The 22,466-nt window shown below is 64.8% G+C and carries 18 protein-coding genes; 10 read left to right on the top strand and 8 right to left on the bottom strand.

What is annotated here, in order from left to right; all coding sequences use genetic code 11:
• Positions 1-381: 381 nt before the first annotated feature.
• On the bottom strand, positions 382-927 hold the full coding sequence (locus tag NUH88_RS08525) for a GNAT family N-acetyltransferase (protein WP_257771396.1): 546 nt from the start codon (positions 925-927) through the stop codon (positions 382-384).
• Between the two features lie 231 nt (positions 928-1,158).
• Here NUH88_RS08525 and efp point away from each other — a divergent pair, with 231 nt between their 5' ends.
• The 5 genes from efp to NUH88_RS08550 all read left to right on the top strand — a co-directional run bounded on the left by efp (position 1,159) and on the right by NUH88_RS08550 (position 6,626).
• A complete protein-coding gene (gene efp, locus NUH88_RS08530) occupies positions 1,159-1,725 on the top strand; it encodes an elongation factor P (RefSeq protein WP_257771397.1) in 567 nt (188 codons plus the stop codon).
• A 52-nt stretch (positions 1,726-1,777) separates the two neighbouring features.
• Positions 1,778-2,581, top strand: a complete 804-nt coding sequence (locus tag NUH88_RS08535) for an inositol monophosphatase family protein (RefSeq protein WP_257771398.1) — start codon at positions 1,778-1,780, stop codon at positions 2,579-2,581.
• Positions 2,582-2,665: 84 nt separating this feature from the next.
• The gene (locus NUH88_RS08540; RefSeq protein WP_257771399.1) at positions 2,666-3,763 is read left to right on the top strand and encodes an OmpA family protein; all 1,098 of its coding nucleotides are present in this window, start codon (positions 2,666-2,668) and stop codon (positions 3,761-3,763) included.
• Positions 3,764-3,878: 115 nt separating this feature from the next.
• Entirely contained in the window at positions 3,879-5,021 is a 1,143-nt protein-coding gene (locus NUH88_RS08545) for a flagellar motor protein MotA (RefSeq protein ID WP_257771400.1), read from the top strand.
• 12 nt (positions 5,022-5,033) lie between these two features.
• The gene (locus NUH88_RS08550; RefSeq protein ID WP_257771401.1) at positions 5,034-6,626 is read left to right on the top strand and encodes a peptidoglycan -binding protein; all 1,593 of its coding nucleotides are present in this window, start codon (positions 5,034-5,036) and stop codon (positions 6,624-6,626) included.
• Between the two features lie 120 nt (positions 6,627-6,746).
• Here the strand turns inward: NUH88_RS08550 and NUH88_RS08555 are convergent, their stop codons facing one another.
• On the bottom strand, positions 6,747-8,537 hold the full coding sequence (locus tag NUH88_RS08555) for an ABC transporter transmembrane domain-containing protein (RefSeq protein ID WP_257771402.1): 1,791 nt from the start codon (positions 8,535-8,537) through the stop codon (positions 6,747-6,749).
• 125 nt (positions 8,538-8,662) lie between these two features.
• On the opposite strand from NUH88_RS08555, the gene rpmE reads away from it, so the two are divergent.
• Both rpmE and NUH88_RS08565 read left to right on the top strand, forming a co-directional pair.
• Positions 8,663-8,881 carry a 50S ribosomal protein L31 gene (gene rpmE / locus NUH88_RS08560; RefSeq protein WP_257771404.1) on the top strand — a complete coding sequence of 73 codons (219 nt, stop codon included), beginning with the start codon at positions 8,663-8,665 and terminating at the stop codon, positions 8,879-8,881.
• A 229-nt stretch (positions 8,882-9,110) separates the two neighbouring features.
• Positions 9,111-9,578 (top strand): Hsp20 family protein, encoded by a 468-nt coding sequence (locus tag NUH88_RS08565; RefSeq protein WP_257771405.1) that lies wholly within the window; start codon positions 9,111-9,113, stop codon positions 9,576-9,578.
• Between the two features lie 249 nt (positions 9,579-9,827).
• Here NUH88_RS08565 and NUH88_RS08570 read toward each other — a convergent pair whose 3' ends face one another.
• From NUH88_RS08570 to NUH88_RS08580, 3 genes are read right to left on the bottom strand one after another with little or no spacing between them, the layout of a single operon-like run.
• On the bottom strand, positions 9,828-10,433 hold the full coding sequence (locus NUH88_RS08570) for a glutathione S-transferase family protein (protein WP_257771406.1): 606 nt from the start codon (positions 10,431-10,433) through the stop codon (positions 9,828-9,830).
• Positions 10,430-14,992: a glutamate synthase large subunit gene (gltB, locus tag NUH88_RS08575; protein ID WP_257771407.1), complete on the bottom strand. Its 4,563-nt coding sequence runs from the start codon at positions 14,990-14,992 to the stop codon at positions 10,430-10,432. The genes NUH88_RS08570 and gltB overlap by 4 nt, the downstream gene beginning before the upstream one ends.
• Positions 14,993-14,999: 7 nt before the next feature.
• On the bottom strand, positions 15,000-16,442 hold the full coding sequence (locus NUH88_RS08580; protein WP_257771408.1) for an NAD(P)-dependent oxidoreductase: 1,443 nt from the start codon (positions 16,440-16,442) through the stop codon (positions 15,000-15,002).
• Between the two features lie 350 nt (positions 16,443-16,792).
• Between NUH88_RS08580 and NUH88_RS08585 the strand changes: the two genes are divergently transcribed.
• The 3 genes from NUH88_RS08585 to NUH88_RS08595 all read left to right on the top strand — a co-directional run bounded on the left by NUH88_RS08585 (position 16,793) and on the right by NUH88_RS08595 (position 19,436).
• Positions 16,793-17,593 (top strand): undecaprenyl-diphosphate phosphatase, encoded by an 801-nt coding sequence (locus tag NUH88_RS08585; RefSeq protein WP_257771410.1) that lies wholly within the window; start codon positions 16,793-16,795, stop codon positions 17,591-17,593.
• Between the two features lie 96 nt (positions 17,594-17,689).
• Complete coding sequence (locus NUH88_RS08590; protein WP_257771411.1) at positions 17,690-18,541, top strand: fumarylacetoacetate hydrolase family protein; 852 nt, start codon at positions 17,690-17,692, stop codon at positions 18,539-18,541.
• Between the two features lie 4 nt (positions 18,542-18,545).
• Complete coding sequence (locus NUH88_RS08595; RefSeq protein WP_257771412.1) at positions 18,546-19,436, top strand: MBL fold metallo-hydrolase; 891 nt, start codon at positions 18,546-18,548, stop codon at positions 19,434-19,436.
• 9 nt (positions 19,437-19,445) lie between these two features.
• Here the strand turns inward: NUH88_RS08595 and NUH88_RS08600 are convergent, their stop codons facing one another.
• The 3 genes from NUH88_RS08600 to NUH88_RS08610 all read right to left on the bottom strand — a co-directional run bounded on the left by NUH88_RS08600 (position 19,446) and on the right by NUH88_RS08610 (position 22,385).
• Complete coding sequence (locus NUH88_RS08600) at positions 19,446-20,144, bottom strand: NUDIX hydrolase (protein WP_257771413.1); 699 nt, start codon at positions 20,142-20,144, stop codon at positions 19,446-19,448.
• 349 nt (positions 20,145-20,493) lie between these two features.
• A complete protein-coding gene (locus tag NUH88_RS08605; protein ID WP_257771415.1) occupies positions 20,494-20,946 on the bottom strand; it encodes an MmcB family DNA repair protein in 453 nt (150 codons plus the stop codon).
• 8 nt (positions 20,947-20,954) lie between these two features.
• Positions 20,955-22,385: a pentapeptide repeat-containing protein gene (locus NUH88_RS08610; RefSeq protein WP_257771416.1), complete on the bottom strand. Its 1,431-nt coding sequence runs from the start codon at positions 22,383-22,385 to the stop codon at positions 20,955-20,957.
• Positions 22,386-22,466 lie beyond the last annotated feature (81 nt).

The raw sequence follows: 22,466 nt of genomic DNA on the forward strand, positions 1-22,466 counted from the left end.
ATAGTTATGGACAGCGCCAGCAATATCTTTGCGTGCCAGCGCGTTGGTCGCCTCAGATTCCCAAAAGAATATCTGCGTGTCGGGTGCTGCTTGGCTAATGTGCTTCACCGGTTTAGTGACACAACCCGTCACCATCAAAATCGCGGCAAATGCCACGATAGCACGCAAATAGATCACATCCGCCCCCAGGCCGGTCTCCAGATAATACGCAGATCTTTTGAACGGTTCGAACTTCCCAGACAACCCTTTAGGGCGAATTGCCAGATGCCGGCACGCGCGAAACCAGCGGATCTGGCCGACTGGCCAAGCAGAGTAAGGCCGTCCCCCCTGTGACCACGGCGATCTCGAAACATCCGGACGGGCCGGTGACAGGCCTCTGACCTATCCGCCGCACTTCGGGTTGTCCACGCTCCAAACCAGCCCGTGCCAGGTTCCACCGCCGGGCGCTTGCTGGACAAAATCGAGGGACGATCGGCGGACCAGTCCAAGCTTCCGCATCACGCTTTGGGAGCGCACGTTCTCGGCGCCTGTATAGGAAATGATTCCCGTAATCCCGAGGCGATTATTGGCATCGTCGAGCGCGGCGCGGGCGCTCTCGGTCGCATAGCCGTGCCCCCATGCCCGGCGAACGAGCCGCCAGCCGACCTCGTAGTGCGCTCCGAGAGGGTGACCAGGCGACAGGCGAGGCATGACACCCGCGTAGCCGATGAAACGGCCTTCGAGATCCTCGACGGCCCAGCGGGAGATTCCATGCTGCCGCAAGGCTTCCCGATAGCGCTCGAATTTGCTGTGGCTCGCTGCGAGATCGAGGGCGCCCCCAAGGTCGGCCATGACCTCTTCATCGGCATGCATCTCCGCAAAGGGAGCGAAATGCCCTTGCTCCCAAGACTTGAGGCGAAGCCGTCTCGTCTTGATTTGCTCGCTCATCTCGGCCGCTCCCGTCCCACCCCGATTCCCGGACCGGAGTATTCTGCAGATCTGCGGGTGCAGGCGACCATCGGAAAGGGCGCATGGCTGCCCTGCCATGCCAATTTCCGGAGCCGCCCCCAATAGACTCCGCCCGCGCAACCTGATAAAAGCGCGCCGCACCCGATATTGCGTACGTTCGCGCGAGTTTCGCGCGGCGTCGGCCACTTCGATCGCTCGACGGACAGAGACATGAAAATCAACGGCAACGCCATCCGCATCGGAAACGTCATCGAACACAAAGACCGCCTCTGGGTCGCCGTGAAGACCCAGGCCGTGAAACCCGGCAAGGGCGGCGCCTTCAACCAGGTCGAGCTGAAGGATATCCGCAGCGGCACCAAGCTGAACGAGCGCTTCCGGGCCGACGAGCAGGTCGAGCGCGTGCGCCTGGAACAGCGTCCGGCGCAGTTTCTCTATGCCGAGGACGAGCTGCTGACCTTCATGGATAACGAGACCTACGAGCAGACCCAGATCGCCAAGGATCTGATCGGCGAGAACGTGGTCTTCCTGCAGGACGGCATGGAAGTGCAGATCGAAAGCCACGAGGGCGAGCCGCTCTCGGTGCAGCTGCCGGAAACCGTGGTGCTGGAGATCGTCGAGGCCGATGCCGTGGTGAAAGGCCAGACCGCCTCCTCCTCCTACAAGCCGGCCGTGCTCGAGAACGGCGTGAAGATCCTCGTTCCGCCGCATATCGAGAGCGGGACCCGCGTCGTGGTGCGCACCGAGGACAGCACCTACGTCGAGCGCGCGAAAGACTGATAACGGCAGCCGCTGCGGCGGCGTCCCGAGCCCTATACGAACTGGAGAGACCATGGCGGCCCGTTCGCCCGCGATCAACGTAATGGTGAAGTCCGCAATGAAGGCAGCCCGTCAGCTGCTGCACGACTTCAACGAGGTGGAACAGCTGCAGGTCTCCAAGAAAGGCCCCGCGGATTTCGTCTCCACCGCGGATACCGCGGCCGAGAACACCATCACCGGCGAGCTGAAGCGGGCGCGGCCGGATTACGGCTTTCTGCTCGAGGAAGGCAACGCGGTCGAGAGCAAGGACCCGCAGGGCCGGCGCTGGATCATCGATCCGCTCGACGGGACCACGAACTTCCTGCACGGCATTCCCCATTTCGCGATTTCCATCGCGCTCGAAGAGGCGGGCCAAATCGTCGCCGGGGTGATCTACGAGCCGACCCGGGACGAGATGTTCTGGGCGGAAAAAGGCAAGGGCGCGTTCCTGAACGACCGGCGCCTGCGCGTTTCCGCCCGCCGCAACATGGAAGACAGCGTGTTCGCGACCGGCATCCCGACCCTGCGCGGCAAGGACCACGGGACCTATCTGAAGCATCTCGAGGCGGTCATGACGCGCTGTTCCTCCGTGCGCCGCTTCGGCGCCGCGGCGCTCGATCTCGCCTATGTCGCTGCTGGCCGCTACGACGGCTACTGGGAGCGGGGGCTCAGCCCCTGGGACATCGCCGCGGGCATGCTGCTGGTGAAGGAAGCCGGCGGATACTGCACGGACTACAAGAACCGGGACAAGTGCCTGGAAGCCGGCGAGGTGGTCGCGGCGAACGATGCCGTGCACGGCAAGCTCCTGAAGACTCTGCGCGACGCGACAAAGGCCTGAGCGCGCCTTAGGCTGTTGTCGGTAAAAGCCGTGATGGGATAAGGTCTTCCCCGAGACCTAATCTCCCATCGAGGACGTGCTGCAATGGCCGAGTCACGCAATCCGGGCCGACGCCCCGCCCTACTTCTTCTCGCAGGCCTGCTCGCCGCACCGGCGGGCGCCGCAAGCGCGCAGGAAACCGTCTATATCGGCGGCACCGGCGATCAGGTCGAAATCAATCTCGACGTTCTCGATTCTCTCGGCACGCCGCCGAACGTCGCCGGGATGCTGCGTTCCGATATCCGCCGTAGTCAGGCCGCGGCCGGGTTGCCGTTGCCGCTGCCGGGCGAGACGCGCGCACCGGTTTCACGCGCCGTTCCGATGCCACCGCCGAGCCGCCCGGCAACCAGCCGGCGCGTCGTCGCAGCGCAGCCGGCGCTGGCACCCGCCGCCCCCAAGGCTCCGGCACCGGTCCTGCCGAGCGCCCGCCGCACCACGCCTGCCCCACAGCAACCGTCCCGCATCGTGACCGCGCCGGCCGCACCGCGCGTCACCGCACCGGTTCCGAGCGCGCCGAAAGTCGCCGCGACGCCCGCGCCCAAGGTCACCGCACCGGCGAGGGTGGCGATCCCGGCGCCCGCGCCGGCCGCCCCCAAGGCAAGCGCCACCGCGACGACCAAGATTCCCGACATCGAAGTGCCGGCACCACCCTCGACCTCGACGCGGACCGCGTCGGTGACGCCGCCGCCTCCGCCACCTGCGGTCGCAAGCACGCCGGCGACGGCTCCGGCCAAGGCCCCCGCGGCAAAAGCGCCGGAGCCTGCGAAACAAATCGCCTCCGCACCGCCCGCGCCGAAAGCGGCCGCTCCGGCACCGTCCGCCTCCGGCAGCGGCGCCGTCACCAGCGTCATCTTCGAAACCGACAGTAAATCCTTGCCGGGCGATGCCGAGACCGCGCTCAAAAGCGTTGCCGAGAAGATGAAGGTGGACGAAACCATCCGGGTTCAGCTCATGGCCTATGCCAGCGCCGGCGAACGCTCCGAGGCCAAGGCACGGCGGCTCTCCCTTTCCCGCGCGCTCGAGGTCCGCTCCTACCTGATCGGCCAGGGCATCGCCAGCACCCGCATGGACGTGCGCGCCCTCGGAGACCGGGCGCCGAGCGCCCCGAGCGACCGCGTCGACCTTACCCTGGTCGCGCGCTGAGAACAGGCCGGGCGGACCGAATATCGCCGCAATTGCGGCGCATAGAACCGGTCGCAAAGCCGGAGCATAACGACCAAGCCCGCCACGCGCGGCCCGAGTTCTGGGGATCGATCAGGTGACCAAGCCCACGCGTTTTCTCGTCCGGATGGCGATTTTCCTGCTGCTAGTCAGCGCGGTCGCCGTACTGCTTTTCGCGCCGCTGTTCGATGCCTTCATGGCCAACGCGGCGCTGAACGGAATGATCCTCGCCACGCTGGTCATCGGCATCCTCTATATCGCCCGCCAGGTCGCCTCGCTCGGCCCGGAAGTTTCCTGGATCGAATCCTACCGCACCTCGCAACCGGGCCTCTCGGTCCAGCAGGCACCGACCCTGCTCGCGCCGGTCGCGACCATGCTCGGCGAGAAACGGGACGACCGGGTCAGCCTCTCGGCGATGTCCCTGCGCTCCCTGCTCGACTCGATCGACGCCCGTCTTGCGGAGAGCCGGGACATCTCGCGCTATATCATCGGCCTGCTGATCTTTCTCGGCCTGCTCGGCACCTTCTGGGGCCTGTTGCAGACCGTCGGCGCGGTCGGCAACGTGATCAACAGCCTCAGCGTCGAGAGCGGCGATCTCGGCACTGTCTTCGACGACCTCAAAACCGGTCTCGAGAGCCCGCTCGGCGGCATGGCGACCGCTTTCAGCTCCTCGCTCTTCGGGCTCGCCGGCTCGCTCATCCTCGGTTTCCTGGAACTGCAGCTCGGCCAGGCGCAGAACCGGTTCTACAACGATCTGGAGGAATGGCTCTCCGGCCTCACCCGCCTGAGCTCCGGCGGCGGCGTGCTCGCCGACGGGGAACATTCCGCGAGCGCCTACCAGACCGCTCTCTGGGAGCAGACGGCCGACAGTCTCGACAAGCTGCAGCGAGTGATCCTCCGGAGCGAGGACGACCGCCGGCAGGCCAATGCCAACCTGATGGCGCTGAACGAGAAGCTCGGCACCCTGGTCGACCAGATGCGCGCGGAGCAGGACCTGATGGTGAAGCTCGGCGAGGCCCAGCTGGAAATCCGGCCGGTGCTGGCCAAGATCGCGGAAGGGCAGGGCTCCGGCGGCCGCGACGAGCTGATGCGCAGCCATTTGCGCAATATCGAGGCCTATGTCGCCCGCCTCGTCGAGGAAGCCTCTGAAGGCCGCAGCCGCACGGTGGAGGAGATCCGCCAGGAGATTCGCCTCGTCGCGCGCACCATCGCGGCCCTCGCCGAGGAAGAGCAACGCTAGGGGAGCGCGGCCATGTCCGCCCGCAGCCGCGCCTCGACGCGCGACACCAATATCTGGCCCGGCTTCGTCGACGCGCTCGCCACCCTGCTGATGGTGATCATCTTCGTGCTGATGGTTTTCATCGTCTCCCAGTTCTACCTGACCCAGGCGCTCTCGGGGCGCGACGAGGCGCTGAAGAACCTGCAGGCCGAGATCGCCGAGCTTTCCGAACTGCTGAATCTGGAGCGCGAGACCAATACGGAGCTGCGCCTCAATGTCGCCCAGCTCTCCACCGAGCTGCAGGCCTCCATCGCGCGGCGCGATGCGCTCTCCCAGCAGGTCAGCCAGCTCATATCGCAACGCGACCAGCTCGAGGACCGGCTGGCGGAATCGGTGCGCGACCGCTCGAATATGCAGCAGCGCCTGTCGGAGCTCGAAAACAGCCGGGCCGGCACCGAGGCGCGGCTGACCGAGGTTTTGAGCGAGCGCGACGCCCTGCTCTCGAAGCTCCGCTCCGTCGAAAGCGAGATGGCGGTCGTCAAGGCGGAGCGCGACGAGATCAACGCCGGGCTGGAAGATGCCTTCAAGGTGATCGAGGCCGACCGCGAGACCATCAAGACCCAGCTGGCGGAGCTGGAGAGCCTCCGGCGCGATCTGCTCGCGCTGAAGGACCTGCGCCGGCAGCTCGAGGGAGAGGTCGCAGAACTTGCGGCGCTGAAAGAGAGCCTCGAGGAAAACCTCGGCGAGACCGAGAGCCAGCTCGACGCGGCCAAGCTCACCGCCGAGGAGCGGCAGGCCCGGATCGAGGAACTGCTCGCCGAGATGGGCGCGCTCCGCGACCGCTCCAAAGAACTGACGGCAACGCTCGCCGAGAGCGAGGAGCGCACCGTCCTGCAACAGCACGAGATCGAGGCGCGGGATATCCGGCTTGCCGAACTCACCGCCGACTTCAACCGGACCGCAGATGCGCTTGGCGCGGAAAAGAAGATCTCCTCGGAGGCGCAGCAGCAGGTCGAACTGCTCAACCGCCAGATGCGGGCGCTCCGCGAACAGCTGCTCGCGCTGCAGGAAGTGATGGACGCGCTCGAGGCGAAGAACAAGGAACAGCAGGTCGAGATCGTCGATCTCGGCGCCAAGCTGAACCGCGCGCTCGCCACCAAGGTGCAAGAGCTTGCCCGTTTCCGCTCGGAATTCTTCGGCCGCCTGCGCGAGGTCCTGAGCGGGCGCGAGGGTATCCGTATCGTCGGCGACCGCTTCGTCTTCCAGTCGGAAGTGCTGTTCGACAGCGGCTCGGACCAGATCGGCCCGCGCGGCCAGATCCAGCTCCGCCAGTTCGCCGACCAGCTGAAGGACATCGCCTCGAAGATCCCGACGGAGATCGACTGGATCCTCCAGGTCGAGGGCCATACCGACCCGGTGCCGATCTATAACGAGCGCTTCAAGAACAACTGGGACCTCTCCGCCGCCCGCGCCATTTCGGTCGTGCAGACCCTGATCTCGGAAGGCATCCCGGCGGGCAAGCTCTCCGCCACCGGCTACGGCGAGTTCCAGCCGATCGACGCGCGCAAGGACGAGATCGGCAACAGGCGGAACCGGCGGATCGAGATGAAATTGACGCAGCGGTAGAACTCTCCCCGGTCGTCATTACCGCGAAAGCGGGGCCCCAGAGATCGTAGAACGCCGCCCGTCTTCCCTGTGTCCCCACTTGCGTGGGGATGACGACTGGAAAGGCAAGAAAGCGCCGACCTACTCCGCCGAGATCGCCAGTCCCGCCGCCGCGCTGTCGGCGAATTGCAGGTCGGCGAGGTGGCGGTAAAGCGGGCTGGTTTCCAGCAGCTCGGCGTGGCGGCCCTCGGCCACCAGCCGGCCCTCTTCCAGCACCAGGATGCGGTCGGCCTTGAGCACGGTCGCGAGGCGGTGGGCGATGACCAGCGTGGTGCGGCCCGGCATGATCGCCTCCAGCGCCTTCTGTACCGCGCGCTCGCTCTCGGCGTCGAGCGCGCTGGTCGCCTCGTCGAGCAGCAGGATGGCGGGGTCGCGCAGGATGGCGCGGGCGATGGCGATGCGCTGGCGCTGGCCGCCGGAGAGGCGGACGCCTTTCTCGCCGAGATGGGTCGCGAAGCCGTCCGGCAGGGCCTCGATGAAGCCCTTCGCGTTCGCCGCCTCGGCCGCCGCGCGGACCTCCTCGTCGCTCGCGTCCGGGCGGCCGTAGCGGATATTTTCCAGCGCGTTGTCGGAGAAGATCACCGGCTCCTGCGGCACCAAGCCGATCAGCGAGCGGAAGGCGACCGGGTCGGCGTCCCTGAGGTCGACGCCGTCGATGGTCACGCGGCCGTCCTGCGGATCGTAGAAGCGCAGAAGGAGCTGAAAGATGGTCGACTTGCCGGCACCGGACGGACCGACGATCGCAACGCGCTCGCCCGGCTTTACGGAGGCGGTCATGCCGCTGAGGGACGGGACGTCGGGGCGCGCCGGATAGCGGAACCCGACATTCTCGAAGGAGACGAGCCCCTTCGCCGGACTGGGCAGCGCGACCGGATTGGCGGGCACTGAAACCTCGCTCTCGGCCTTCAGGAGGTCCATCAGCCGTTCCATCGCGCCGGCGGCCCGCTGCAGGTCGCCGATCACCTCGGAGAGCGCGCCGGTCGAGCCGGCGACGACCGCGGCATAGAAGACGAAAGCGGAAAGCTCGCCGGCGCTGATCCGCCCGGCCAGCACGTCCTTGCCGCCGATCCAGAGGATCACCGCGACGGAGCCGAAGACCAGCGTGATGACGATCGCCGTCAGCGCCGCACGGGCGCGGATGCGGCGGAGCGCGGTAAAGAGCGCGTCCTCGACCCGGTCTCCGAAATTGGCCCGGTCCACCGGCTCGTGTGCGAAGGCCTGCACCGCACGGATGCCGTAAAGCGTCTCCTCCGCATAGGAGCCGAGATCGGCCACCCGGTCCTGGGTCTCGCGGGACAGCTTCCGCACCTTGCGGCCGAAGACGATGATCGGCACCACCACAATGGGCACCACAAGGAAGACGTAGCCGGTCAGCTTGGCGCTGGTGAACAGAAGCATCACCATGGCGCCGAGGAAGAGCAGCGTATTGCGGAGCGCGATCGAGACCGAGGAGCCGACCACGGTCTGCACCAGAGTGGTGTCCGTCGCGATGCGCGAGAGCAGCTCGCCCGTCCGCATGGTCTCGAAATAGCCGGGACTGAGCGAGATCACGTGGTTGAACACCGCCTTGCGGATATCGGCCACCACCCGCTCGCCGATCCAGGAGACCAGGTAGAAGCGGGCATAGCTCGCCCCCGCCAGCAGGATCACCACGCCGAGCAGCACGATCACCGCCTGGTCCAGCAGCTCCGGATCGCCGGCCGAAAAACCGTTGTCGACCAGGTGACGCAAGCCGTTACCCATGGCGAGCACCGTCACAGCCGCGACCACCAGCGCCACCATCGCGCCTGCGATCTGCAGGCGGTAGGGGGCCACGAACGGCATCAGGGCTCTCAGCGGCCCGAGATTGCGCCGACTATTCTCTTCACTCATACCGGTTTCCCGCAAAAACAGGCGCCTTCGCACTTGCGCTCGGCACCCGTCTCCTATATATCGTCGCGCTCTTGATCAGGATTTATACCCGTGCCCATGAACGCTCGGGGGCAGGAGTACGAGAAATGAAGGCTGATATCCATCCCGATTATCACGAAATCACCGTCGTGATGACCGATGGCACCGAGTACAAGACCCAGTCGACCTGGGGCAATGCGGGTGACGTCCTGCGGCTCGAAATCGATCCGAAGACCCATCCGGCCTGGACCGGTCAGCACCGGATCGTCGACAGCGGCGGCCAGGTGGCGCGCTTCAACAAGCGCTTCGCCAACCTCGGCATCTAATTCGCATATCCTGCGGGCTCCGGCCCGCGGAGACGGAAACGGGCGTCCTTCGGGGCGCCCGTTTTGCTTTGCGCATCGCCCCTCTTGAAACCGATTTTCGGTCTCCCCAAATTTCCAGTCAGGCGCCGTTGCCACTAATCGGGACGGGGCCTTTGGAAACGCCACCCGGCCGACGATCAGGCGGGTGACAGAATTGAAGACCATGTTGCTTTGAGAGGATATGGACCCAATGCGTACGATCGATTTTTCCCCGATGTTTCGGAATTCCGTCGGCTTCGACCGCATGGCGCAGCTCGCCGACGCGGCGCTCCGCAGCACCGCGCAGAATAACGCCCCGGCCTACCCGCCCTACAATATCGAAAAGGTGAGCGAGGACGATTACCGCATCACCATGGCGGTCGCCGGTTTCGCCGAACAGGACATCGACATCACGGTGAAAGAGAACTCGCTTGTCGTCACCGGCAAGGTCGAGAAGAGCGAGGAGGGCGAAACCCGCCAGTTCCTGCATCGCGGCATTGCCGAGCGCGCCTTCGAGCGCCGTTTCGAGCTTGCCGATTTCATCAAGGTGACCGGCGCGGAACTGGAGAATGGCCTGCTCCATGTCTCCCTCGTCCGCGAGGTCCCGGAAGAGGCGAAGCCGCGCAAGATTGCGGTTCGCACCGGCGCGCCTGCCATTGAAGGCAAGAAGGCCGCGTAAAGACCCTCGACATCCCCCCTCCCGAGAGTCTTCCGGTGCGGCCCGGGCCGATCCCCCGCTCGGCCCGGGCACCCCGTTAGCAGAATGACAGATGCCCGACTCGATTGAAGCCGGGCATTTTGTTTTCTGTTGCCGTAAAACAACTGTCATTCCCGCGGCAGCGGGAACCTAGGGATCCAGATCACAGCTCTACGCTCTCTGGGTCCCCACTTGCGTGGGGATGACAACCATGGAAATGGAACGATCGGGCTAAGCCGCTTCGGCGAGGCCCAGTTCCGTCTCGCAGCGCGGGATCCAGGCGGTGAGGTTTGGGCGGCCCGAGAGCTCGAGACCGCCTTCGCCGGCAAGACGCGTATAGGCGAGCAGCGAGATGTCCGCGATGGTCAGCCGGGTGCCGACGAGAAACGGACTCTCCGCAAGCCGCCGCTCCATGTAATCCAGTGCCGCCTCGGCCTTCTCCACCCGCCAGCTCTCCCGCTCTTCGGCGCGCTTGCCCTGGTAGAGCATCTGGAAGCGGCAGACCGCGACATAGGGCTCGTGGCTGTACTGTTCCCAGAACAGCCATTCGAGCACCTTCGCCCGCTGGAACGCATCGGCGGGCAGCAGGGTGCTGCCTTCAGCCAGATAGATCAGCACGGCGTTCGACTGGGCGAGTGTCCGCCCGCCGCCGAAATCCACCGCCGGGACCTGTCCCGCCGGATTGATGGCGAGAAACTCCGGAGTCCGGCTCTCCCCCGCCATGATGTCGACATCGACGAAACGGTAATCGAGACCGAGCAGGTCGGCTGCGAAGACGATCTTCAGGCAGTTGCCCGAACGCCGGTCCCCATAGAGCGTGAAAAGCGGCGCGCTCAAGCCCGCTTTTCCCGGCTCGTATAGCTCAGCGGCTGCGGCAGTCGGGAGACCATTTCCTTCGGAACGACCTGCCAGAACTCTCCGACTTCCTGGGCCCAATTGATCAGCAGACGCTCCGCGAAGCGCGACTGGGTCTGCTCCACATGCTCCTGCACCAAACGCTTCAGGGACGCTTCCCAATAGTCGGTCTCGATCCGTTGCCAGATCACGGATTCCGGATTGACGTTCCGCTCGAAACTGCCGTCGCTGTCATAGACGAAGGCCATGCCGCCGGTCATGCCGGCACCGAAATTCTCGCCCACGCGGCCGAGCAGCACGGCGGTTCCGCCTGTCATGTACTCGCAACCGTTGGAGCCGCAGCCCTCGACCACCGCCTCGGCGCCGGAATTGCGGACGGCGAAACGTTCGCCCGCCTGACCCGCCGCGAAGAGCTGACCGGCGGTCGCGCCGTAAAGCACGGTATTGCCGACGATGGTGTTCTCGTTCGAGGCGAACTGAGCTGCCGTCATTTGGCGGATCACGATGGAGCCGCCCGAGAGCCCCTTGCCGACATAGTCGTTGGCATCGCCGAACACTTCCAGCTTCAGGCCCTGCACCGCGAAGGCGCCGAGCGACTGGCCGGCGGAGCCGCGCAGGCGGACCGTGATATGGCCCGGCTGCAATCCGCTCATCCCATATTTCCGGGTGATCCGGGAGCTGAGGCTGGTGCCGATGGCGCGCAGCGTGTTGGCGATATTGTAGGTGAGCTGCATCTTCTCGCCGCCTTCGAGCGCCGGCTGCGCATCCTTGATCATCTGCGCATCCAGCGTCTCCGGCACCTCGTTCCGGCCCTCGACCGCGTTCATCACCGGCAGCCCGCCGCTGTCGGCGCGCACCAGGATCGGGTTGAGGTCGAGATCGTCGAGCGACGGATCGCCGCGGCTGACCTGATGCAGCAAGTCGGTCCGGCCGATCACCTCTTCCAGGCTCCGCACGCCGAGTTCCGCCAGGATCTCGCGCACTTCCTCGGCGATGAAGGAGAACAGATTGACCACCTTCTCCGGCGTGCCGTCGAACTTGGCGCGCAGGCTCTGGTCCTGGGTGCAGACGCCGACCGGGCAGGTATTGCTGTGGCACTGGCGCACCATGATGCAGCCCATCGCGACCAGCGAGGCGGTGCCGATACCGAACTCCTCGCCGCCGAGAATGGCGGCGATGACCACGTCGCGGCCGGTGCGGAAACCGCCATCGACGCGCAGCGTGACCTTGTGGCGGAGCCGGTTCAGGGTCAGCACCTGATGCACCTCGGAGAGGCCCATTTCCCACGGAATACCGGCATATTTGATGCTGGTCTGCGGGCTGGCGCCGGTGCCGCCGCCATGGCCGGAGATCAGGATCGTGTCCGCCTTCGCCTTGGCGACGCCGGCGGCGATGGTGCCGATGCCGGAGGAGGCGACGAGCTTCACGCAGACCCGGGCGTCCGGGTTGATCTGCTTCAGGTCGTAGATCAGCTGGGCCAGATCCTCGATCGAGTAGATGTCGTGGTGCGGCGGCGGCGAGATCAGGGTGACGCCTTCCGTCGAATGCCGCAGCTTGGCGATCATGGAATTGACCTTGATCCCCGGAAGCTGACCGCCCTCTCCTGGCTTCGCGCCCTGGGCGACCTTGATCTCCAGCTCGCGGCAGTTGTTGAGATACTCCGCCGTCACGCCGAAGCGGCCGGAGGCGACCTGCTTGATCGCGGAGCTCGGATTGTCGCCGTTCGCCCGCGGCTTGAAGCGCGCCGGATCCTCGCCGCCCTCGCCGCTATCCGACTTGGCGCCGATCCGGTTCATGGCGATGGAGAGGGTCTCGTGTGCCTCCGGGCTGAGCGCGCCGAGGGAGATGCCCGGCGCCACCAGACGTTTGCGGATCTCGGTGATCGAGGACACGTCCTCGAGCGCGACTTCCTCGCCCGTCGGCTTGAAGCCGAGCAGGTCGCGGAGATTGATCGGCTTCTGGGCGTAAATCTCGTTCGCGTACTTGCGATAGAGGTGATAGCTGTCCGTCGCAACGGCATGCTGCAGGGTATGCATCATCGGTCCGTCGAAGGCATGCCGCTCGCCCTGGCGGCGATAGCGGTAGAGTCCGCCGACCGGCAGCGTCACCACGGTATCGTCGAACGCCTTGCGGTGCTGCTCCAGAGCCTTCTTCTGGATACCGGCAAGGCCAAGGCCGGAGATCCGCGACGACATGCCCGGGAAGAAGCGCGCGACGAGCGAGCGGGACAGCCCGACCGCCTCGAAATTGTAGCCGCCGCGATAGGACGACAGCACGGAGATGCCCATCTTGGACATCACTTTCAGGATGCCGTCCTGGATCGCCTTGCGGAAGGAGGCGACACATTCGTCCAGCGGCTTGTCGCCGAAGAGACCGCGGGCATGGCGGTCGGCGATTGCCTCCTGTGCCAGATAGCCGTTCACGGTGGTCGCGCCGACGCCGATCAGTACGCAGAAGTAATGCACGTCCAGCGCCTCGCCGGTGCGCACATTCACCGAGGTGAAGGTCCGGAGCTGCTGACGCACGAGATAGGAATGTACCGCACCGGTGGCGAGGATCATCGGGATCGCCGCGCGGGTGGCGGAGATTTCCTTATCTGAAAGAATCACATGCGTGCAGCCGCCACGAACGGCGTCCTCAGCCTCCCGCTGGATCCGGTCGATGGCTTCCGCGAGAGCGGACTCGCCGCCCTCGACATCGAAGGTGCAGTCGATCTCCTCCGCCGTATCGCCCATATAATCGCGCATCGCCTGGAATTCGGCGTTCGACAGCACGGGAGATTCGAGCAGCAGGTGCTCGCACTGCTCTTCGGCTTCGTCGAGGATGTTGCCGAGATTGCCGAGGCGGGTGCGCAGGGTCATCACCCGGCGCTCGCGCAGGCTGTCGATCGGCGGATTGGTGACCTGGCTGAAGTTCTGCCGGAAGAAATGGTGCAGGCCGCGATATTTCTCGGACAGAACAGCGAGCGGCGTGTCGTCGCCCATCGAACCGATGGCTTCCTTGCCGCCTTCCGCCATCGGCTGCAGAATCAGCTCCATCTCCTCAAGCGACCAGCCGGAGACGACCTGGCGGCGGCGCAGCTCGTCGCGCTCGAGGCTGGCCTTCTCCTCGTGATGGCTCTTGATCAGGCCGTCGATCTTGACGCTCTTCTTGATCCACTTGCCGAACGGGCGGGAGTTGGCGAGGTGCTCCTTGAGCTCCCCGTCGTGATAGAGCTTCCCTTCGAGCAGGTCGACGGCGATCATCTCGCCCGGATCGAGCCGGCCCTTCTCGATAATATTCTTGTCCTTGATCTTGACCATGCCGGTCTCGGACCCGGCAATGAGAAGACCGTTATCGGTGATGCTATAGCGCATCGGGCGCAGACCGTTCCTGTCCATGCCGCCCAGCACCCAGCGCCCGCCATAGGCGGCGATCGCCGCCGGACCGTCCCAGGGCTCCATCACCGCGTTGCAATAGGCATAGAGATCGCGCAGTTCCTGGCTGAGGCTGCCGCCGTCGGCGACCGCTTCCGGGATCAACATGGTCTTCACCATGGGAAGCTGGCGCCCGGCGCGGACCATCAGCTCGAACACCGCGTCGAGGGCGGAGCTGTCGGAGCTGCCGTCCTGAATGACCGGCTTCACATCCTCGATCGCCTCGCCGAACGAGTCCGCCGCCATGCGCGTCTCGTGGCTGCGCATCCAGTTCCAGCAGCCTTTCAGCGTGTTGATCTCGCCGTTGTGGGCCAGCACCCGGAAGGGCTGCGCCGCGCGCCAGGCCGGAAAGGTATTGGTCGAGTAACGCTGGTGATAGATCGCGAAGTTGGAGACGAAGCGCTCGTCCAGCAGATCCGGGAAGAACTCGGTGACCTGCTCGGCAAGGAACATGCCTTTATAGATGACCGAGCGGCAGGAGAGCGAACAGATGTAGAAATCGGTGATGTTCTCCGCCAGCGCGGCGCGCTCGATGCGGCGCCGGATCAGGTAGAGATCGCGCTCGAAGGACGGCTCGTCCACGCCCTCATGGCCGGAGACCATGATCTGCTCGATTTCCGGGCGGGTCGCGTTCGCCTTCTCGCCGATCACGTCGACATTCACCGGAACCTGGCGCCAACCGTAAATCTTGTAGCCCCGCGAGAGGATCTCCTCCTCGACGATGCAGCGGCAACGTTCCTGCGCGGCAAGGTCGGTGCGCGGCAGGAACACCATACCGACCGCGATCAGACCGTCGCCGACCGGCTGACCGGCACGCTCGACATGCTCGCGGAAGAAATCCTGCGGGATCTGAAGATGGATGCCCGCCCCGTCGCCCGTCTTGCCGTCGGCATCGACCGCGCCACGGTGCCAAATCGCCTGCAGCGCCTGGATCGCGGACTCGACGACATCCCTGCGCGGCGTGCCATCGATGGAGGCGACGAATCCGACGCCGCAGGATTCGTGCTCATCCGCGGGATTGTAGGCATGAGCGGCTTCCAGCCGGGCCGCGTTGGCCTTCCACTGGGCCACGAATTCGGCGCCGCCGCCGATCGGAAACTGTTCGTCCTGTCTCATGTCGGTCATCCCCGGCTCAGGAAGCGAGATCGAGCGAGGCGGAGGCCTTCTGCTCGATATAGGCATGGATCTGGTCGGCCACGTCGCGGCCGTCGCGGACGGCCCAGACGACAAGCGAGGCCCCGCGCACGATGTCGCCGGCGGCGAAGACGCCGTCGAGGCTGGTCATCATGCTCGTGAAGTCGACAGAGAGCGTCCCCCAGCGGGACACTTTCAGCTCCTTCTCGCCGAACAGCTCCGGCAGGTCCTCGGGGTCGAAGCCGAGCGCGAGGATCGCCATGTCAGCCGGAATGGTGAAGCTGCTGTCAGGCACCACCTGCGGCGCCTGACGGCCGGTGGAATCCGGCACGCCGAGATGGATGCGGTGACAACGCACGCCATCGACGGCTCCCTCGCCGGTGAAGGCCTCGGGCGCGGCGAGCCACATGAACTCGACACCCTCTTCCTCGGCGTTCTGCACCTCGCGCTGGGAGCCCGGCATGTTGGCCTTGTCCCGGCGATAGACGCATTTGACCGACTTCGCGCCCTGGCGGATCGCGGTCCGGACACAGTCCATCGCCGTATCGCCGCCGCCGATCACGACAATATCCTTGCCGTTGGCGTCGAGACTGCCGTCCTCGAAGGCCGGCACCTTGTCGCCCAAACCCGTGCGGTTGGAAGCGGTGAGGTAATCCAGCGCCTGATGAACATTGCCAAGACCGATGCCCGGGCACTTCATCTCGCGCGTCTTGTAGACGCCGGTCGCGACCAGCACCGCGTCGTGCTTCTCGCGCAATTCGGCAACGGTGATGTCCTTGCCGACATCCACACCGGTATGGAAGGTAATTCCGCTCTCCTCCAGCACCCGGGTGCGGCGCTGCACCACATCCTTCTCAAGCTTGAAGTTCGGAATACCGTAGATCATCAGGCCGCCGATACGGTCGTAGCGATCGTAAACATGGACCTGATAACCGCGTTTGCGGAGCTGTTCGGCCGCCGCGAGCCCGCCTGGGCCGCCACCGATAATGCCAACGCTTTCCTTGCGCTCGCGCACGGGCTTCGCCGGCTTCACCCAGCCCTGCTCGAAGGCCGTCTCGGTGATATATTTCTCGACAGAGCCGATGGTGACCGAGTCGAATCCCTTCTCGATCACGCAATTGCCTTCGCAGAGACGGTCCTGCGGGCAGATACGGCCGCAGATCTCCGGGAAATTGTTGGTCGCGCTCGAAATCTCGTAGGCCTCTTCCAGACGCCCTTCCGCCGTCAGCATCAGCCAATCGGGGATGTTGTTGGAAAGAGGGCAATGGACCTGGCAATAGGGCACGCCGCATTGCGAGCAGCGGCTTGCCTGCTCCTGCGCGTGGTCCTCCACGAACTCGTCATAGATCTCGCCGAAATCCCGGCGGCGCTCTTCCGCCGCGCGCTTTGCGGGCATCCGCTTCGCCGTGTGGACGAATTTCAGCATCCGATCGGTGGTCATTCCACTCTCTCCCTCGGCCTCTTCGGGACCTGTTCCGCTTCGGGTTCCGTGCCGCCCGACTTGTCGTTCGTTCCTGGCACAATACCTCATCGGGGAGCGCCTATCTACGGAAAGCGACGAGAAAGGTCAATAGATAGGACTAATTTTTTATTCCCCCGTTGATCGGATTACAGGACGCCGCCGATCAGTCGTTTCACGATGAGCAATTAGTCTCAAATCGGACCTTTAACATTTATTCTTTCCGGATCAACCGGATGCTATAGTCCGGTCGCCGTGTCGGGGAGGTCGGGGGGCCCCCACCCGGCCACTCAAGCGAGTCCCGCCGAAGCGATTGAGACCGGAGCCCGAGCGTGCCGATCCTCCATCTGGCCATTCTCGCCCTCGTTCAGGGGATCACCGAATTCCTGCCCATTTCTTCCAGCGGACATCTGGTGCTCGTTCCCTTTGTCATGGATTGGCAGGACCAGGGACCGCTCCTCGACGTCGCCGTCCATGTCGGCACACTTCTCGCCGTCATGCTCTACGCCTGGCGCGAGATCGGCCTGATGCTCGCGGGGCTTTGGCGCCTTGTACGCGGCCGGATCGATCAGGGCGCCCGGCTCATGCTTCAGGTGATCCTCGCCTCGATCCCGGTCGTGATCGCCGGTTATGCCGTCGCGAAGTATGCCGGCGGCATGTTCCGCAGCATCGAGGTTATCGGCTGGACCACGCTCGGGTTCGGAATCCTGTTGGGCCTTGCCGACCGGGCCGGCATGACGGTACGGCGGCTCGAACACATGAGCTATGGCAGCGCACTCGTCATCGGCCTTTCCCAGGCGCTCGCACTCATCCCGGGCACCAGCCGCTCCGGAATCACCATGACTTTCGCCCGGCTGCTCGGGTTCGAGCGCGCGGACGCCGCCCGCTTCTCGCTCCTGCTGGCGATCCCGGCGATCGCCGGCGCCGGCACCCTTTCCGGCATCGAGCTCTGGCAGAGCGGTGACATGACTCTTACCCGCGACGCCTTCACCGCCGCCGGTCTCGCCTTCGTCTCCGCACTTGTCGCGATCCTGCTGATGATGGCCTGGCTCCGGCGGGCGGGGTTCCTGCCATTCGTCGTCTACCGTATCCTGCTCGGCGGGATCCTGCTCTATCTGGTTTATGCCGGTTGACGTACGGCTATCGTGCCCGATCGGTGATCGACCCGCGGCCATCGGTTTCCTAAAGTCTCGGCTCGCTGAAATAGAAATGCCCCGGGGAGGCAGGGAATGCGGTTTGCATCATTCAATCTGAACGGGAAAGCGACCTGGGGGTTGGCGACGGATTCAGGTCTGCATCCCGTCGATGCCGCGACCGAGGAACGTTTCCCGACGCTGAGGTCCGCGATCGCCGCGGATGCGCTCGCCTCCGTCGGCGCGGCTCTCGCGGGGACCGCCGCGGCCGTTACGGCAGACGAAGCGGACTTCCTTCCGCTCATCCCGGATCCCGACAAGATCCTCTGCATCGGCCTTAATTACGAAGCCCATCGCATCGAGGGCGGCTGGCCGGTCGTCGAGCATCCGACGATCTTCCTCCGCCTGCCGAATTCGCAGATCGGACACAGACAGCCGATGATCCGGCCAAAGGTCTCTGAGACGCTGGATTATGAGGCCGAACTCGCGGTCGTGATCGGCAAGGGTGGACGCTACATTTCCGAGGCCGGCGCGATGGACCATGTCGCGGGATATGCCTGCTACAACGAAGGCAGCGTCCGGGAATGGCAGCGCCATACCCAGCAATTCACGCCGGGCAAGAACTTCATCGGCACCGGCGCCTTCGGCCCCTGGCTGGTGACGCCGGACGAGATCGACGATCTCGGCGAGCTGGTGATGGAAGCGCGGCTTAACGGCGAGGTCATGCAGCACACCAAGCTCGACGACCTGATTTTCCCGATCCCCCGGCTGATCGAGTACATCAGCACCTTCACCGAACTGGTCCCGGGCGACGTGATCGTCACCGGAACGCCGGGCGGTGTCGGCGGACGGCGCGAGCCGCCGGTCTGGATGAAACCGGGCGACGAGATCGTAGTGGAGATCGACAAGATCGGTCTGCTCTCCAACCCGGTCGTCGCGGAGACCTGAGCCTGTGGGCACGGCCATCCCCTTTGACCGGGATTTCGAACCGCCCTATGGCGTTGTCGAACGCCTTGCTCCGGGATTGCGCCGGATCATGGCGCGCAATCCAGGTCCCTTCACGTTCCGGGGCACGGCGACCTTCATCGTCGGCGAGGGAAATGTCGCGGTGATCGATCCGGGGCCGGACATTGCCGGCCACATACCGGCACTCCTCGACGGACTCGGAGGAGAACGGGTCAGCCATATCCTGGTAACCCACACCCATCTCGACCATTCCCCGGCGGCGGCCGAGCTGAAGGCGAAGACAGGCGCGCCGACCTACGGCTATGGCCCGCACGGCAGCGGACCCGGCGGCATGGAAGCCGGCGGCGACCCGGACTTCGAACCGGATGTCCGGATCGGCGACGGGCAGCTCATCGAAGGCGGCGACTGGAGCCTGGATGCCCTGCACACACCCGGCCATACCTCGAACCATCTCGCTTTCGCCTGGCCCGAGCGCTCCATCCTGTTTCCGGGCGACCTGGTCATGGGCTGGTCCACCAGCGTCATCTCGCCGCCGGACGGCCATATGGGCGATTATCTCGCGAGCCTGCGCAAGGTGCTGGAGCGGGACGAGGAAACCTACTGGCCGACCCATGGCGGCCCGATCCGCGATCCGAAACCGTTTGTCGAAGCCTTCATCGCCCACCGCCGGGACCGCGAGGAGGAAATCCTTGCGTGTCTGAAGGACGGAATCACCGCGATCTCCGACATGGTACCGGTCATCTATGCCGACGTGCCGCCGGCGGTGCATGGCGCGGCCGCGCGCTCCCTGCTTGCGGCCCTGATCCATCTGGTCGAGACCGGCCGGGTGCGAACCGACGGCCCGCCGGACGAGGAAAGCGACTACCGGCTGCCCTGAGGCATTGAACTAGCTGTATCGGATATAGGGAACTTCGGTCCGGTAGCTGAAGAACGGATAGGTCTCGCGCGGCGCAAGGTTTTCGCCGGCCCGTCGTTTTATCTCCAGCAACATGAACTCCGTGACATCTACCAGCGGCAGCTTCAGTGCCTCTTCCAGCGGGAAGAAATCGAGATCCGCCAACTCGCCGCTGCCGCCGAGTTCGCCTTCCATCTCTTCTTCCCAGGCGTAGAAGAAACGGGCGTTGAAGCGGAACTTGCGTTTGGACGGCGTGATGGCGTGGCCGACATAGCCGAGCTTGCCGAGCTCCGGCGCGAGCCCCTTGCCGCCAATCTCGGACCAGGATGGGTGCGCGGTCGGGCCAAGATCGCCCTGCCCGGCCAGCAGCAGCCCGGTTTCCTCGAACGCCTCGCGCACAGCGGCCATCGGGAATCCGCGGGCCCGGTTCTCGTCCTTGGAAATGCGTTTGAGATCGTGCAGTTGAAGATCGCTTGCGAAGCCGACCTTGCGGTCCGCGGCATCCACCTTCCCGCCGGGGAAAACATAGACGCCGCCGAAAACGGCTTTCTTACCGCGCCGCCCCATCAGCACGTCGAGTCCGTCGCCGCTCCGGCGCAGGACAATCAGGCTAGCGGAATCCTTGGGGCGGGCAGGTTTTTGACCCGGCTCGACAAGTCCGGGCAGGGTATTCGGCGGGGCGCGTCTCATGAACTCTCAACGACTTGGCAGACTGACTGCCGCCCAGTCTAGGACGGTTGGAAGGCTTCCTCCAACCCTGTTCGCGCCCCTGCCGGGGAGGTCTTGACCTTAGAGGTTGTTCATCGCGCCGTAGTAAGCGATGTAGCCGATGAGCGCGAGGCAGCCGGCGCAGGTCAGAATGGTCTGGGTGATGCTGATGCGGTTCATGTCGAAGCTCCTTCCGGGCAAAAACGACTCACCGTTCCAATATAGGAGCCATACCGCACCGCAGCGCGCGCTGATATCGCAATGCACAATTGCACGTACAGCATAAGTCGAGACCTAGGCCGCCTATTATTTCCCAAATCCCCGCAATCGATCACGCCGGCGGCTGGCCCGGCGGGACCTCGAGCAGAGCGGTGAGCCGGCGGGCCGCGGTACGGGCGAGCTTGAGCGTCAAAGACTTTCTGCGAGCAGCATTCAGTTTGTCGGTCTCGGCTTCCCGGAAGATGACCGCTTCATACTGATCCGCAAGAATAAGGCCGCATTTCGGATCGTCGGGCAGTTGATCGCGCGGAAAGTCCGGCGCGACGGCGAAGAAAAAGCGGTCGCAGAAATCCAGGTATTCGTGCCATTTGCGGTCCGCCAGATAGTCCGCCATGTCTGACTTCACCTCGACGACGATAATCTCGCCGGCCGGATCGAGCGCCATGACGTCCACTCTCCGCCCCGACCGCAGGGGCATTTCCGTGACATGGCTCCAGTCGAGCTCGGTGAAGAGGCGGGTGACGCCGCGCGTGACCCGCAGCGTAATTTCCGGACGGACCGCCACAGCCGCGATCAATCGTCGAGACGAAGATTCAGCGCACCGCGCAAATCGGCGCCGGAAAGATCGGCCCCGCGCAGATCCGCACCGTCGAACTCGGCATCGCGCAGAACCGCGCCCCTGAGATTGCAATCCCGCAAATCCGCGCCGGTAAATACAGCCCCGCTCATCTCCGCCTGATGGAAATCGCCGCCCCTCAGGATCGCACGATCGAAGCGGGCACGGTCGAAATGGGCAGGCCAGCGCTGGGTCTTCGCCCCGACGATCTGGATCGGCCCCGCCTGAACGCCCGTAAGCCGCGCTTCCATCAGATTGGCCCGCCGCATCGTCACACCGCGGAGATCCGCGTTCGAAAGATCGGCGGAGCGGAGATCGGACAGAGCGAGATCCGCCATCAGCAGATTGATACCCGTCAGATCGCAGCTTGTGAGGACGCTGCATTCAAGATTGGCCGCGGCCAGATTCAGCCGGCTGAGGCTCTGTTTGCTGACATCACGCCTTTCCAGGGACGCCCGCGCTCCCTGCTTGCCGTTGCTTTTGATCCAGAGATCGTGCTGGATCATGATCTCCCGCATCTCCGGACCGAGCGCATCGAGTGCCCGGGGCATTCTCGCCAGCCGGAACTGGGGGTCGTCCGGGTTCATGTTCGAGAACACGGCTCCGGCGAGATCGGCTCCCGTCAGGTCCGTGCCGCTGAACACCACGTTGTAGAGGATCGTGCCGTGCAGGATCGCACCGGTCAGGGTCGCCTCGGTCAGATCGGCGCCTTCGAGATCGGCGCCCGTCAGGTTGGAATGGCTGAGATCGGCTCGAACGAACCGGGTGTTCCGAAGTTTCGCATCGGTCAGGTCGGTCTGCACGATAAACGCGTTCGACAGGCGCGCGCCGCTCATATCGGCGCGAGTCGCATTCGCCACCGCGATGTCCGCATCGACCGTGTTGTAAGTGACCGCAACGAGGTTGCCCCGGGCATCCGGTTTGAGCAGGACGCCGTCCCGCAGATCGGCCTCCTGCATCGTTACATCGCAGAGATCCGCGCCGCGCATGCAGGCACCTCGCAGATCGGCCCGCGTCAGGATGGCGCCCTTCAATTGCGCCTCGCGCATGTCGCAAGCGAACAGGTTCGCCGTCTTCAAATCGCACTTTTCGAGATTGGCGTTCCGGAGCGAACATCCGGAAAGCTCCGCGCCGGCGAGTTCCCGTCCGGACAGATCCCTGAATTTGAGATCGTAGCCCTGAAGGTTTGCCCGCGCGCCACCAGTCTGTCCGCGCAGGAACATCCCGTGTCGTTCGATAACCTCTTCCAGCTCCGGGGCGCTGATTTCTCTGAGCGGGATATCGTCCGCAGCCGGTGAACCGAGGTCGAGCCTTGCTTCAGTAGAGGCCCAGGCGACTTCTGCTGGGATCCCCGTTACGGCATCCTTATCCTTTTCGTCTCCGGACAAGTCCTGCGCCCACTCTCCACACTCTATGCGCCGACGCGTTGTGCGTCCCGCCAACGTCTAAGTAGATCGTGTTCTTGGGGC

The sequence above is a fragment of the Nisaea acidiphila genome, from assembly GCF_024662015.1.
GTDB classification, from domain to species: domain Bacteria; phylum Pseudomonadota; class Alphaproteobacteria; order Thalassobaculales; family Thalassobaculaceae; genus Nisaea; species Nisaea acidiphila.